The organism is Caldalkalibacillus thermarum (genome assembly GCF_014644735.1).
GTDB lineage: Bacteria > Bacillota > Bacilli > Caldalkalibacillales > Caldalkalibacillaceae > Caldalkalibacillus > Caldalkalibacillus thermarum.
Genome location: NZ_BMKZ01000054.1, coordinates 955 through 13850, shown reverse-complemented (window position 1 = coordinate 13850; position 12896 = coordinate 955). Strand labels below are relative to the sequence as shown.

General features: G+C 45.4%; 10 protein-coding genes and 1 CRISPR repeat array. Of the genes, 9 read left to right on the top strand and 1 reads right to left on the bottom strand.

Annotation, left to right across the window (positions count from 1 at the left end; all coding sequences use genetic code 11):
* Positions 1–331: 331 nt before the first annotated feature.
* Positions 332–2134 carry an oligoendopeptidase F gene (gene pepF, locus IEW48_RS14965; RefSeq protein ID WP_188624463.1) on the top strand — a complete coding sequence of 601 codons (1803 nt, stop codon included), beginning with the start codon at positions 332–334 and terminating at the stop codon, positions 2132–2134.
* 96 nt (positions 2135–2230) lie between these two features.
* On the opposite strand, the gene IEW48_RS14960 is transcribed toward pepF, so the two are convergent.
* Positions 2231–3664: an LVIVD repeat-containing protein gene (locus IEW48_RS14960; RefSeq protein ID WP_229704077.1), complete on the bottom strand. Its 1434-nt coding sequence runs from the start codon at positions 3662–3664 to the stop codon at positions 2231–2233.
* Between IEW48_RS14960 and IEW48_RS17690 the strand changes: the two genes are divergently transcribed.
* From IEW48_RS17690 to cas2, 8 genes are all read left to right on the top strand, one after another.
* A complete protein-coding gene (locus IEW48_RS17690) occupies positions 3647–3835 on the top strand; it encodes a DUF3006 domain-containing protein (protein ID WP_188624465.1) in 189 nt (62 codons plus the stop codon). The genes IEW48_RS14960 and IEW48_RS17690 overlap by 18 nt on opposite strands.
* Before the next feature lie 537 nt (positions 3836–4372).
* Entirely contained in the window at positions 4373–6562 is a 2190-nt protein-coding gene (gene cas3, locus IEW48_RS14950) for a CRISPR-associated helicase Cas3' (RefSeq protein WP_188624462.1), read from the top strand.
* A 35-nt stretch (positions 6563–6597) separates the two neighbouring features.
* Positions 6598–7299, top strand: a complete 702-nt coding sequence (gene cas5c, locus IEW48_RS14945; RefSeq protein ID WP_188624461.1) for a type I-C CRISPR-associated protein Cas5c — start codon at positions 6598–6600, stop codon at positions 7297–7299.
* Complete coding sequence (gene cas8c / locus IEW48_RS14940; RefSeq protein ID WP_188624460.1) at positions 7289–9022, top strand: type I-C CRISPR-associated protein Cas8c/Csd1; 1734 nt, start codon at positions 7289–7291, stop codon at positions 9020–9022. The genes cas5c and cas8c overlap by 11 nt, the downstream gene beginning before the upstream one ends.
* Before the next feature lie 25 nt (positions 9023–9047).
* Positions 9048–10163 carry a type I-C CRISPR-associated protein Cas7/Csd2 gene (gene cas7c / locus IEW48_RS14935; RefSeq protein ID WP_229704076.1) on the top strand — a complete coding sequence of 372 codons (1116 nt, stop codon included), beginning with the start codon at positions 9048–9050 and terminating at the stop codon, positions 10161–10163.
* Between the two features lie 23 nt (positions 10164–10186).
* Positions 10187–10801, top strand: a complete 615-nt coding sequence (cas4, locus tag IEW48_RS14930; RefSeq protein ID WP_188624459.1) for a CRISPR-associated protein Cas4 — start codon at positions 10187–10189, stop codon at positions 10799–10801.
* Positions 10798–11826 (top strand): type I-C CRISPR-associated endonuclease Cas1c, encoded by a 1029-nt coding sequence (cas1c, locus tag IEW48_RS14925; RefSeq protein WP_188624458.1) that lies wholly within the window; start codon positions 10798–10800, stop codon positions 11824–11826. Before cas4 ends, cas1c begins: the two co-directional genes overlap by 4 nt.
* 6 nt (positions 11827–11832) lie before the next feature.
* A complete protein-coding gene (gene cas2, locus IEW48_RS14920; RefSeq protein ID WP_188624457.1) occupies positions 11833–12123 on the top strand; it encodes a CRISPR-associated endonuclease Cas2 in 291 nt (96 codons plus the stop codon).
* A 229-nt stretch (positions 12124–12352) separates the two neighbouring features.
* Positions 12353–12895: a CRISPR direct-repeat array (repeat unit 38 nt; unit sequence GGTTGCACCCAGCTAATAAGCTGGGTGAGGATTGAAAC).
* Between the last annotated feature and the right edge of the window lies 1 nt (position 12896).

The following is a 12896-nucleotide window of genomic DNA, read 5'->3' as shown; positions in this document are numbered from 1 at the left end:
ACACAGCAATACCTCCAAGTGCAAGGTTTTTGTAGGTGGTTTTTGAAAAACCCTTGCACTTAATTTCGCCAAAAATAGGTCTTTTCCTTTCAATATCAACATTTTTGTGTTTTTCAGCAAACCCTAAATACGGAACGGTTTTGGATTTATGATTTTTCACGTTCTGACTGAGTATTCATTAGCCTAGCATCAAAATAAAACAAAAATGAGCGCATCGGATTGTTAAAAATGTACCATTTTTTTTAAAAAAATACCCTTTGTTCGTAAAATCTTTTATAATAGACAATATATCGATTTACGAAATATTTTTAAACCGAAAGGAGTTTTGACTATGAGTCAACGACTCAAACGTTCTGAAGTCCCCACTGAGTTAACGTGGAACCTTACTGATTTGTTTCCTTCCGAGAGCGAATGGGAAGCCGAGCTTAAAGCGATTGAAGCCGATCTGCCGTCCGTCACCCAGTACAGAGGTCGCTTTCAAGAAGGTGCTGATGTTTTATTAGCTTGTTTAACGGCTCAGGAAGAGCTACAAAAGCGAGTCATCCGCGTCTTCACATATGCTAATCTTCGTTCTGCGGAAGACGGGACTAACCCCGACAATCAAGCCAACTCAGCACGAATGGCGGCGTTGTTATCCAAGGTACAGTCATCACTCGCTTTTATTGAGTCCGAAATACTGACCCTCCCCGATGGAACGATCGAAAAGTACATACAGGAACAACCGCATTTAGCCGATTTTCAGAAGGCGCTGGACGATTTACTCAAAACGAAACCGTACAAACTCTCACCGGATACAGAGGAGGCGCTTGCGGCTTTAGGCGAAGTGTTTAACTCCCCTTACATGATCTATCAACGCAGTAAATCATCCGATATGGAATTTGATTCGATTAGTGATGAGAACGGACAAGAACTGCCGATGTCGTTCGCCTTATTTGAAGATCGCTATGAACTATCGGAAAATACACACGTTCGCCGACAAGCCTATGAGTCATTTGTTAAAACTCTAAACCAATATAAAAATACTTATGCTGCCACATACGCCACTGAAATTAAAAAACAAGTGACGATGGCCAAATTACGAGGTTATGACTCCGTAACCGATATGCTTTTACAACCACAAGATGTAACGAAAGAGATGTACCATAACTTATTGGATATTATTCAAGAAGAGCTTGCCCCCCACATGCGCCGGTTAGCCCAATTGAAAAAGCGGGTTTTAGGTCTTGATGAAATGAAGTTTTGTGATTTAAAGGCGCCGCTCGATCCGGATTATCAACCAAAAACATCTTATGAGGAAGCCTCTAAGCTTATTTTGGATGCTTTAGAAATTTTAGGAGACGAATACCACGACATTATGAAAAAAGCACTGAGTGAACGCTGGGTAGATCTCGCTGACAATGTGGGCAAATCGACCGGTGCATTTTGCGCCAGTCCATACGGCGTTCATCCGTACATTTTAATCACGTGGACGGATACGATGAGAAGTGTGTTTGTGTTAGCCCATGAGTTAGGTCATGCTGGACATTTTGCACTGGCGGGTAAATACCAGCGGTTAACGAACACGAGACCGTCGATGTATTTTATTGAAGCGCCGTCTACAATGAACGAAATGCTGTTAGGACAACATATCATGAGAAAGTCTGACGATCCGCGCATGAAGCGTTGGGTGATTTTACAGTTACTCGGTACTTACTATCACAATTATGTCACCCATTTACTCGAAGGTGAGCTACAACGACGCGTATACCGTCTAGCCGAGGAAGGGCAACCGATTACCGCAACGGTATTATGTGAGCAAAAAGCCGACTTATTGAAAAAGTTCTGGGGCGATACGGTCGAAATTGACGAGGGGGCCAGCCTGACGTGGATGAGACAACCTCATTATTACATGGGCTTGTATCCGTATACGTATTCAGCCGGCCTAACGGCATCGACCATCGTTGCACAAAAAATAAAAGAAGAAGGTCAACCTGCCGTCGAACGCTGGCTTGAAGTATTAAAAGCTGGTGGAACGCTGGGACCGCTGGAGTTAATGAGACATGCCGGGGTAGATATGTCTAAACCTGAGCCTATCCGCCAAGCCGTTGCTTATGTCGGTTCTCTTGTCGATGAGCTGGAAAAAAGCTTTGAATAAATTGTGATTAAACAAAAGATGAACATGCTCACCATCTGCCAACTTGTATAAGCATGAAACCGCCGTGCATGCACACGGCGGTTTTTAACTCTTGTTCTACTGTGGTCCTTTTCCATGACTTTGACTATGCCCCAGTACTCTTTGGAGTATTTTTAATCCCGTTCCCATATCTGAACCTAAGATATAGTTTCGATCTACAAATACTCCCCAAATATTAGAACGATCAGGGACGTACGATGCAACTTCAACTGGTTGTGCCGGATTGCTTATATCAACGACGCGAATACCGTCAGCGTAATGTGAAAGATAAAGGGTATTCCCTCTTACTTTTGGATCGTGAACAGTAAAAGTTCCCGGTTGTCTTTCACCATCTACAATTTGTGTCATCGAATTTGTGGTACGGAAATCGCTAATTAAAACAGGATTGGATTTATCGCTTATATCATAAATCCTCGTATACCCCCAACCTCGTTCATATTCAGGATCGGCCGGATCAGGATTGAAAACTTCTCTCGTTTCTATAAGAATGTTTCCTCCTCTGGCTAGCGCAGCTGAATGTGCCGCTCCTTGTACATGACGTTCAAAGGAAGTTCTTCCTACCACTTGTGCCTCTTCCGGATTGGAGATATCAAATATAATCGTTCCTAAATCCCAGTATGAAACATAAGCATACTTACCATTCACATCCGTTATAACGCTATGGGCAAAAGCAATTCGTGGCGTACCTTCTTCATCGACAAAGTTATATCCGTTGTACTCATGACCGATAATTTCTCTAGGATCCCAATTGAAAATCGTCGTTGGATGACTGGGATCGGTGACATCTACGATTGAAAAATCACCTTGTTCCCCTTGGGTGTAATAATCAGCATAAATATCTGCCGTCAAAAGAAGCACGCGATTGCCTTGTGTTGTTAAATACAGCTCGTGCGTTCCCGTTAGCACTTCCGTTGGTGTTTTCCAGAATGAAAGAAATTGCGGGTTGGTCGGATCGGTAACGTCATATAGCACCGTACCTCCATGCTGAGCTGCAACTCTATCACAACGCTGTACGCTTACGGCAGCCAAATCACCTTTAAAATAGGGTGTGCTGACGTTTTTTACAATCACTTTTTCCTGCCAAGTACCCGGTATATCGTTGGCGAATACGGCTACTTCCACCGGATTGCTCGGATCACTCAAGTCGAACACGCGAACCCCTTCATTTGAACAGAGCCCTCTGTGGGTGCCGACATATGCATATCCTTTATGAGCATAAACATCCGCTGTCGTTACGTTAACACCTTTGAGCCGCTCTAATTCTACTGCTGCCACTTCCGTTAAATGCGAATACCTTCTTGATGTTTCAATGGACGGTACACCTTCGAACAACGCATCACCAGCTTCAACGACTTCCCATTTGTCAGAATCAAGAGCAAGACCGCATGCATAAGCTACCGGTGCCGACAACAACAGCATGAGGCACAATAATAGGACCACTACTCTTCTTCTTAACTCCATAATGAGAGGGAAATCATCATCCCCTCCCATCTGCTTCCTTCAGGGGCAAAAGAAGGGACTTGGTTAAAAGTTACTTTTGACGGTGATAAAGTGACTCAAATAGAAATTGATGAGGCTGAGACAGAGAGGGCTAGAGAAAGGATCAGCGCAAAATTAGCAAAACTGAGGGAAAAGAAAAAGAGTAATTTTAAGAAACGATAATTTACGAAGCCAGCTGGTTAATCGAAAACCGTTTAAAGGAACAGGCATACATTTGGAATCAAATTGTGTGCTTGTTTTTGTTATCCATCAAGTCGTGGATCTGAAAAACTGCTAAAAGAATTTAAATCAGGTTTTGTTTGAAAAAGCAGGAACAAGCTTATTCATGTCGAACTAGTAAAATATGACTACCTAAAACTAGTGAAATATACCTACTTGAAAAGGAAGAGAATGAATCAAATGAAACAAGTATACGTGCATCTCGGCGCTTAATTATTTTATACTTAATGCTTAAAAATCCTTGATTTGTATTCGACATTAAAAAACTTCATTCCTTTATATAAGTTTTTTAGTATTTCAACAGAATCTAAACAAGCTTGAAACAATCCTCTAAAAACATTGCAAAGTCTATAAACAGTGTAGGAGATAGAATTAATAAGGATGGCAATATTTGTTTGGTGTCGAACATGGTACCATAATCATTGTTGTAGTAGGTATATGTTATGTAGTTGCAGACGGGAACTGAGGTGAAAAGAACAAATGAAAAAATTCCATGCCCATACGCCTTCGGAAGAAGGGCGGCAGTGGCATGACCTAAACGAACACTTGCTGAATGTGGCTAGACTGGCGCGAGATTTTGCCGTCCCTTTTCATGGAGAAGAGGTAGCTTATTTGTGTGGGCTTTTGCACGACCTGGGCAAGTTTCATCATCTGTTTCAGGAGTATTTAAAGAAGCAAGCCAAGGGAGAAAATGGAAAGAGTGTCCCACATGCCATCTGGGGAGCTGCTGTGGTCTATCAAATCTATTGGAGAAAAATGAGGCACCCCGAGTTATGGATGTTGTTTGCACTTCCTATCGCTGGGCACCATTCTGGATTGCACTCATCGGCCAGCTTATCTCTCACGTTGGAAGAGCGCATAGAGAAGCAGCAGTCGTATTTTCTCGAAATATTGCAAAATGCCGAGCCTTTTTTGCGTGAGGTTGTGTTTCCACACATGCAGAAGGAGTGGAAGATGCCGTCACTTACAGAAACAGAACGTGAGATGTGGATCCGTATGGTGTTTTCAGCGCTTGTCGATGCGGATTATTTGGATACGGAACAACATTTCCAGCCCACGCTTGCTCAGGTACGACGACGAGAAATCTCTGTGGAAGATTTATGGAATCGCCTTGCGTCTGACCAGCAACAGTTGATCGACAAAGCGGACAATACGCTCGTCAACCGTGTAAGAAGGCAGGTTTATGAGGCGTGCGTTCAATCTGCGGCAAGGCCACAAGGAGTGTTCAGATTGACGGTGCCAACCGGTGGGGGAAAAACAAGAAGTGGGCTTGCCTTTGCGCTTAAGCATGCGGCAGAACACCAGTTGGATCGCGTGATCGTGGCGATCCCGTACACCAGCATTATTGAACAGACGGCAGGTGTGTACCGCGAAATTTTCGGTGACGAGGCGGTGTTGGAGCATCACAGTCAGGTAGAAGTAGACGATGAAGAGGCTCAAAAAGAACATTTGATTAGACAGCGTCTTTCTACCGAAAATTGGGATGCGCCACTTATCGTCACGACGACGGTGCAGTTATTTGACAGCCTGTTCAGCAACCGACCCGGCAAAGTGCGTAAATTGCACAATCTATCCCGAAGCGTCATTATATTGGATGAAGTCCAAACACTGCCCACTGAACTGTTAAGACCGACGCTGGATGCACTTGCGATGCTGGTGAAGCACTGTCAGTCCACGGTGGTTTTGTCGACCGCCACACAACCGGTTTTTGAAGAAAGCCGCTTCCTTAAAGCATTCTCCGGTTTGGCGGTGGAAGAGATTCTTTCCCCGGCATTGGTGGACAATCACTTTAGACAACTGCAGAGGGTCAATTATGAGGTGTGGAAACAACCTGTATTATTGGGGGAACTGGTGGATTTTATCCGTGAGCAACGTCAGGTTTTGGTCGTTTTTAACACGCGGAAAGAAGCACAGGAATGCGTCCATCTTCTCAGGGAAGATGGGGATATATTGCATCTTTCCACCCTTCTTTGCGGGGCGCATCGGAGAAAGATTCTTGACGAGGTGCGTTTGCGCCTGACTAAAAACCTTCCGGTCCGGCTGATCAGCACACAAGTGGTGGAGGCCGGTGTGGATCTTGATTTTCCGCTAGTCATGCGACAAATCGGACCACTGGATCGCATTGTTCAGGCTGCTGGCCGTTGCAACCGCGAAGGCAAATTGAACCGAGGTAGGGTGATCATTTTTGAAACGCAAGAAGGTGGAAGTCCGCGAGGGCCATACCGGGTAGCAATGGAAGTGGCCCGCGCCATGCTTTCGCGTATACAGTCGGAGGATTTGCACAGGCCCGATATTTTTCGAAATTATTTTCAACAACTGTTTGCTTCGGTCGATCTGGATCATAAGACGATTCAGGATGACCGGGAGGCACTGGCTTATCCCCATGTGGCTGAAAAGTACCGGTTGGTTGACCAAGATACGGTTCCGGTGGTGGTTCCGTATGAAGATAGCCAGGTATACCTACGAACTTGGGAAGAGGAGCCTTCGCGCAAGAACTTTCGTCGCTTACAACCATACATCATCCAATTATACCAGTGGGAAGTGCAGAAAAAGGAACAGGAGGGATGGATGCGATTGGTGTCAGGGAATTTGTATCAGTGGTTAGGGGGATATGACGAATTGATCGGGATGACAGAAGAATTCCATGATCCATACGATTTGATTGGATAAACATTGTGTAAGTATGCAGGGAAAGGAGAGAAAAGATGCAACAACGCGCGCGAGTGCAGGTGAAAGTTTGGGGAGAGTATGCCTGTTTTACCCGGCCTGAGTTTAAGGTGGAACGGATCAGTTATCCACTGATTACGCCCAGCGCAGCTAGGGGGGTGCTGGAAGCCATCTTCTGGAAGCCCGAGTTTCGCTATGAAATCCGTAAAATCGGCGTGCTCCAACTTGGAAAACAGTATGCCATATTGCGCAATGAGTTGATGAACAAGCAAAGCAGAACCCCGATTTTAATCGAAAAAGACCGCGCGCAGAGGACAAGCCTGATTCTCAAGGATGTGGCGTATCTGATCACAGCGGATATTGTCCTCAAACCGCGAGCAGTCGATCCGGTATTTAAATACCGGGATCAGTTCAACCGCAGGGTGGAGCGGGGGCAGTACCATCACACGCCCTATTTGGGGACACGCGAATTTGCAGCCTATTTTTCCCCGGTGGATGCTGATGACGTAACGCAATCAGTCAACATTGATGTGGGTACCATGCTGTTTGATTTTGCTTTTATCGAGGATGATTCGCGAAAGGAGGTGGAATTCCTTCGGCATGACGAAAAGGAAACCCGAGTGGCCTCTGGGTTTACACAACCGCTATTTTTCGAGGCGTGCGTTGAAGATGGCTGGTTGAATGTGCCGCAGGAAAAATATATGGAGTTGTATCGATTGGAGGGAGAAGATGCTTTATGAACTGATAGAATTGGCGACAAAACTGCAGAAGGCTAAAAAGTTGCCACCCGCTTCCTATAAACCCAAATCTGTCACCTGGGTGATTGATTTGAGCGGGGTAAAGCCTCATCTCAAAGGGCCGTTTAAGAAAGGGGAATATCGTATAGTTGAGGCGCCCGACCGGAAACGCTCAGGAAGGGTGTCGAAAGATAATCTTAAGCCATACCTGTTATTAGACGATGCCCGGTACGTGTTAGGCGTTCCCGAAAATGAAATGAAAGTGGATGAAGCGAAATTAATGCATCAAGGGTTTGTCCAGCTTCTTCAGGAGGCTTACGCCAAAACCGGCATCGAGGAATTGGCAAAGATCCTAGAGTTTTTAAACCAACCGCTTCCTGAGGAGTTTCGTCAAAAGATCAAGGCAAAAGAGACGATTACCTTTAAAATTGATCAGGAGTTGTTTCCCTTTGAAAGACCTGAGATACAACGATTTTGGTCGGAATATTTGGCAGAGAACCTACTGTCTAACGATAAGGCCGAGTGCTCCATATGTGGCAAGAAAAAACCATATGTACGTTATTTGCCTAATCCCGTAATGGTATTTGGCCAATCCTGTCAATTGACATCATTTAACAGCCCATCTTTTGAATCTATGGGAAAAAGCCAGACGAACAATGTGCCGGTCTGTTTTTCTTGTGCTACTTTGACCGTGGATACGTTGAATTATTTGTTGCGAGATTCGCAGCATCACACGGTTGTACTTTTTAATGAAAGAGACATTTTACGATCGCAGATCGCTGTGTATTGGTTGAAGCAACCGGCAGAAATGAGTTGGAAAGGGATTACCTTGGACCAGAAGTTGTTTGCAGCCCCCATCCAAAATCTGGTCTTTGACGAAGAAGAGAAGCGGCGGGTTCCCCCTCCGGAACTTGAGCAATTGCAAGAGTTGGTCAAACTTCCTAAGACAGGCCGTGAGCAGGCATTACGAATAGATGAAGCATCATTTCACATGGCTGTCCTCTCTGCCAACAAGGGACGCCTTGTGGTCAGAGAATGGATTCATACATCGGTCTCACGGTTGTTAACAAACCTGGGTCAATACTTGGATGCGATACGCATCGTCCATCCACAGGGGGAGCAGGACAAGGTTCAACCCTTGCCTGTGATTCTTCAGGCGATCGAGGTCTCTGATGTCAACCTGGTCAGACAAATTTTGCGCACCATCTATCAAGGATACACCCCGCCGAATCAACTATTGGTCGCCGCTCTCAATCGTTTCCGTTTGCCGCAAGTCTTGACAGATCCCACAGAAACCTGGAAATACCACGCTCTCGCTAGTGTTCTCAAACTGGCGCTCACATACGGAAAGGAGGAATCAAAAACGATGGAATCTCTCAACCTTGGGTATTTGGAGCCATCCTATCTTTGCGGTCGCCTGCTGGCCGTCTTAGAAGAAATCCAACAGCGGGCTTCCGGATATAAAGTTGGAACCACAGTTGTTCAACGCTTTTATGGCGCAGCGTCCACCGCTCCGGCGTCCACTTTTGGTCCCCTTTTGAGGCTTACGACGACTGCACATTTACCGAAAGTGTCTCCCGAAATGGGACGGCTGTTGGAAGAGGTGATCAAGCAACTGGATAAAGCAGGGGGCTTTCCTACTACACTTACCTTGAAGCAACAGGCGGAATTTGGGCTTGGTTTCTATCACCAACGGGCAGCCTTCAGGAGTCAGCGCAAAAAATAAAAAAAGATTGGAGGAATCTGCAATAATGAAACATTATCTGGATCCGAAAAAGCGGCATGAATTTGTCTTGTTTTACGATGTCAAGGATGGAAACCCGAATGGCGATCCCGATGCGGGGAACCTGCCACGTGTAGATCCCGAAACGATGCATGGCATTGTCACTGATGTGGCGATCAAGCGGAAAATTCGTGACTATGTGGCCAATGTCCTTCGCCGGAACATCTTTATCCAAAGTCAAACGGCACTCAATTCACTGATTTTTCAGGCCTATAAAGAAATTGGGGTACAATTGGCGGAGATTTCCCTTAGCGGCGAAGAAAGAGAAAACACGGCGCTCATAGACTGGTTGTCTGGTTTAGAAGAAGCTGGAATCACATTAGAAGAGGATAGATTGATTTATGCGGCTGAAGATGTCAAAGAAAAAGATATCCGAAGTAAGTTACTGGAAGGACTGGAAGAGGAAGGTCTTAAGTCAGAATTAGAAGCCTCTTTGAAAAATATTGCGAAACGTTTGGCACAGGCGGCCAAAAACATGAAAATTGACGAGGAAACACGCCAGAATGCACAAAACGCTTTGTGCCAAAAATATTTCGATATCCGCATGTTTGGGGCTGTCATGTCGACAGGTCTCAACGCAGGGCAAGTCAGAGGACCTATGCAATTGACTTTTTCACGTTCAATCGATCCGGTTTTCCCTTGGGACTTGACGATTACCCGGATCGCCATTACGAAAGAATCGGATCGACGCAAAAAGCAAACGGAGATGGGGCGAAAGCCCTTGATTCCCTACGGATTATACCGTACACATGGCTTTTTCAATCCTATTCTGGCGGAAAAAACAGGTGTCACATCGGACGATTTGGCGGACTTTTGGGATGCCTTAACAAACCTATTTGATTTTGACCGTTCGGCGGCACGCGGGGAGATGAATGTACGGGGTTTGTTTATTTTTACGCATGAAAATGGAAAAGGGGTTGCCCCGGCACACCAATTGTTTGAACTGGTCAAGGTAAAGCGTCGAGAAGGTGTTCAAGTGCCACGTTCTTTTGAGGATTACGTGATTCAGGGGCCTGTATCCAAAAGAGAGACTGATGTCCCCCTTGAAGGATTTCCTGGCGTGATAGTGACCCGATTGGTATAGCGTAAGAAGAAGGAGAGAAAGGAATGGATTGGGCAGATGATGGGTGGATCATGCTTTCTGCTTTGCAGCATTATGTATATTGCCCACGGCAGTGTGCTTTGATCCACTTGGAACAAACGTTTGAAGAAAACATTTTTACATTGCGAGGAAACCGCGTACATGAGCGGGTAGATACGCCAGACAATGAACAACTGTCCGACAGGCGGGTTGAGCGTGCATTACCGATTTGGTCCGAACGGTTAGGGATCATCGGCCGGGCTGACTGTGTCGAATTTCTTTCGGATGGCACACCATATCCGGTTGAATACAAAGTAGGGAAAAGAAAATCCAAACAAGCAGATAGGGTGCAACTATGTGCTCAAGCACTTTGTTTGGAGGAGATGTTTGGAGTACCCGTTCCAAAAGGCGCTCTGTATTATTACCAGTCGCGGCGGAGACTGGAAGTAGAAATGACGAAATCCCTTCGAAACTTGGTAGAGCAGACAGTCAGTCACGTGCGGGAGATGTTGGAGAAGCAGCATCTCCCATCCCCAGTGGCTGATGCCAGGTGCCGTGATTGTTCACTACAAGAAGCGTGTCTGCCGCAAGTATCCGCTTTGTCGAATATCTCCGCATGGTTAAGTGAGGATGAACAATGATCAGAACACTACTTAACACCTTGTATGTCCAGACGCAAGGTTCCTACTTGCGTCTGGATCATGAAACTGTAATTGTTGAATACGAAGGAGAAAAAGTGCTGCAAGTGCCTCTTCATCATATCGGTACGATTGTGGTGTTCGGAAATGTTTTGATCAGCCCATATTTGCTTGGGAAATGTATCACCCAAGGCATTGCAGTGATCTGGTATGATGCATATGGCCGGTTTTTGGCCCGTGCGGTTGGGAGAACCAGTGGGAACGTATTGTTAAGACGGGCACAGCATCATGTTTTGACAGATGAGAAACGGGTTATGCAAATCGCTTCACGTTTTGTAGCAGGTAAACTCCGAAACAGCAGGACGGTATTGCAACGAGCGATCCGGGATTATCCGGAACGCCGACCTTCGTTAGAGAAGGCTGTCAAGCAGTTAGACCAAAGTATACGCGAAGTGGATAAGCAGGCTACGCTGAACGAATTACGGGGGCTGGAAGGCTACGCCTCTTCGGTATATTTTGAAGCCTTCACCTCATTGCTAAGAACTGATGATGATTTTTTTGCGTTTGAACTGCGTTCGCGACGACCACCACGCGATCCAATTAATGCTTGTTTGTCTTTTGCTTATAGCATATTAACCCAGGATTGCATTTCTGCCTTGGAAGGGGTGGGGTTGGATCCACAGATTGGGTATCTTCATACGTTACGCCCAGGAAGGCCGGCTCTGGCTTTGGATTTGATTGAAGAATTTCGACCGTACCTGGCAGATCGTTTTGTTCTTACTTTGATCAATCGAAAGCAATTGTCAAAAAGTGATTTCGATATGCGGCCTGGAGGTGCTGTTCTTTTAAATGAAAAGGGTAGGCGAACATTTTTGGCTTCTTATCAAAAGCGCAAGCAAGAGGAAATTCAGCATCCTATAATCAATCAAAGAGTACCATTAGGACTTCTTCCTCATGTTCATGCGCGCTTGCTTGCCAGGTATTTACGAGGGGATATAGAGCATTATGTACCTTTTATCATGAGGTGATTTTCTTTGGATATTCTGGTTACTTATGATGTTGAAACGCAGGAAACAAGTGGACAAAAAAGGCTGAGACAAGTGGCAACAATCTGTCAAAACTTTGGACAAAGAGTACAAAAATCAGTGTTTGAATGTAGAGTCACACAATCGCAGCTTGAAGAAATGGTGCACCAATTGTTACGAGTTATTGATAAGGAAAGAGATAGTTTGCGGATATACATGCTGTATGGGGATCGAAACAGGGTTGTCCGCGTCTATGGAAGAGATGACTACATTGATTATGATCATCCGATAATTGTGTAGTCGTAAATATTGCAGGAAAAATTTACGGGTGTATGAATGAATGTAATCAATGCGCGAACATGGTGCGCTGAGAGAAACAAGGGGGGTTCGCAAAAGTGCAGAATACCAGCAATCAAGCGGTGTATAGCGGATATCTCAGTTTAAATGTTAGCGATTTTATTAGTAGTAAATTGAGGTTCTCGTTTTTATCCCGTAGATCCCAGATGCAGTAAAAGGTTTAAGCGCGAGCGGTTGCACCCAGCTAATAAGCTGGGTGAGGATTGAAACTCAAGACGTGCGTATGATAGATCGTCAGATTAGAGGTTGCACCCAGCTAATAAGCTGGGTGAGGATTGAAACATCCAGTCGATCATTTGTTTTGCTTCTTTTTTCTGGTTGCACCCAGCTAATAAGCTGGGTGAGGATTGAAACCATCGTTGTTCCGCGAGGCTTTCCTCGGCTATGCGGTTGCACCCAGCTAATAAGCTGGGTGAGGATTGAAACTCAAGTCTGCGCTGGGATACTACTATACCGAGGAAGTTGCACCCAGCTAATAAGCTGGGTGAGGATTGAAACGTCTCTGTCTGTCGAAACACGCACATAGACAAGATAGTTGCACCCAGCTAATAAGCTGGGTGAGGATTGAAACCACGCTTCGCCGTCCCAACGGTATCCCAATTCACGTTGCACCCAGCTAATAAGCTGGGTGAGGATTGAAACAACGAGTTTGACAACATCTATGTCAGTGTCAGCGGCGTTGCACCCAGCTAATAAGCTGGGTGAGGATTGAAACC

Bases quoted from the DNA above. Each gene is read 5' to 3' on its own strand.
- cas3 (WP_188624462.1), top strand. From the start codon at position 4,373: ATGAAAAAATTCCATGCCCATACGCCTTCGGAAGAAGGGCGGCAGTGG.
- cas8c (WP_188624460.1), top strand. From the start codon at position 7,289: ATGCTTTATGAACTGATAGAATTGGCGACAAAACTGCAGAAGGCTAAA.
- cas1c (WP_188624458.1), top strand. From the start codon at position 10,798: ATGATCAGAACACTACTTAACACCTTGTATGTCCAGACGCAAGGTTCC.
- cas4 (WP_188624459.1), top strand. From the start codon at position 10,187: ATGGATTGGGCAGATGATGGGTGGATCATGCTTTCTGCTTTGCAGCAT.
- cas5c (WP_188624461.1), top strand. From the start codon at position 6,598: ATGCAACAACGCGCGCGAGTGCAGGTGAAAGTTTGGGGAGAGTATGCC.
- cas7c (WP_229704076.1), top strand. From the start codon at position 9,048: ATGAAACATTATCTGGATCCGAAAAAGCGGCATGAATTTGTCTTGTTT.
- IEW48_RS14960 (WP_229704077.1), bottom strand. From the start codon at position 3,664: ATGGGAGGGGATGATGATTTCCCTCTCATTATGGAGTTAAGAAGAAGA.
- pepF (WP_188624463.1), top strand. From the start codon at position 332: ATGAGTCAACGACTCAAACGTTCTGAAGTCCCCACTGAGTTAACGTGG.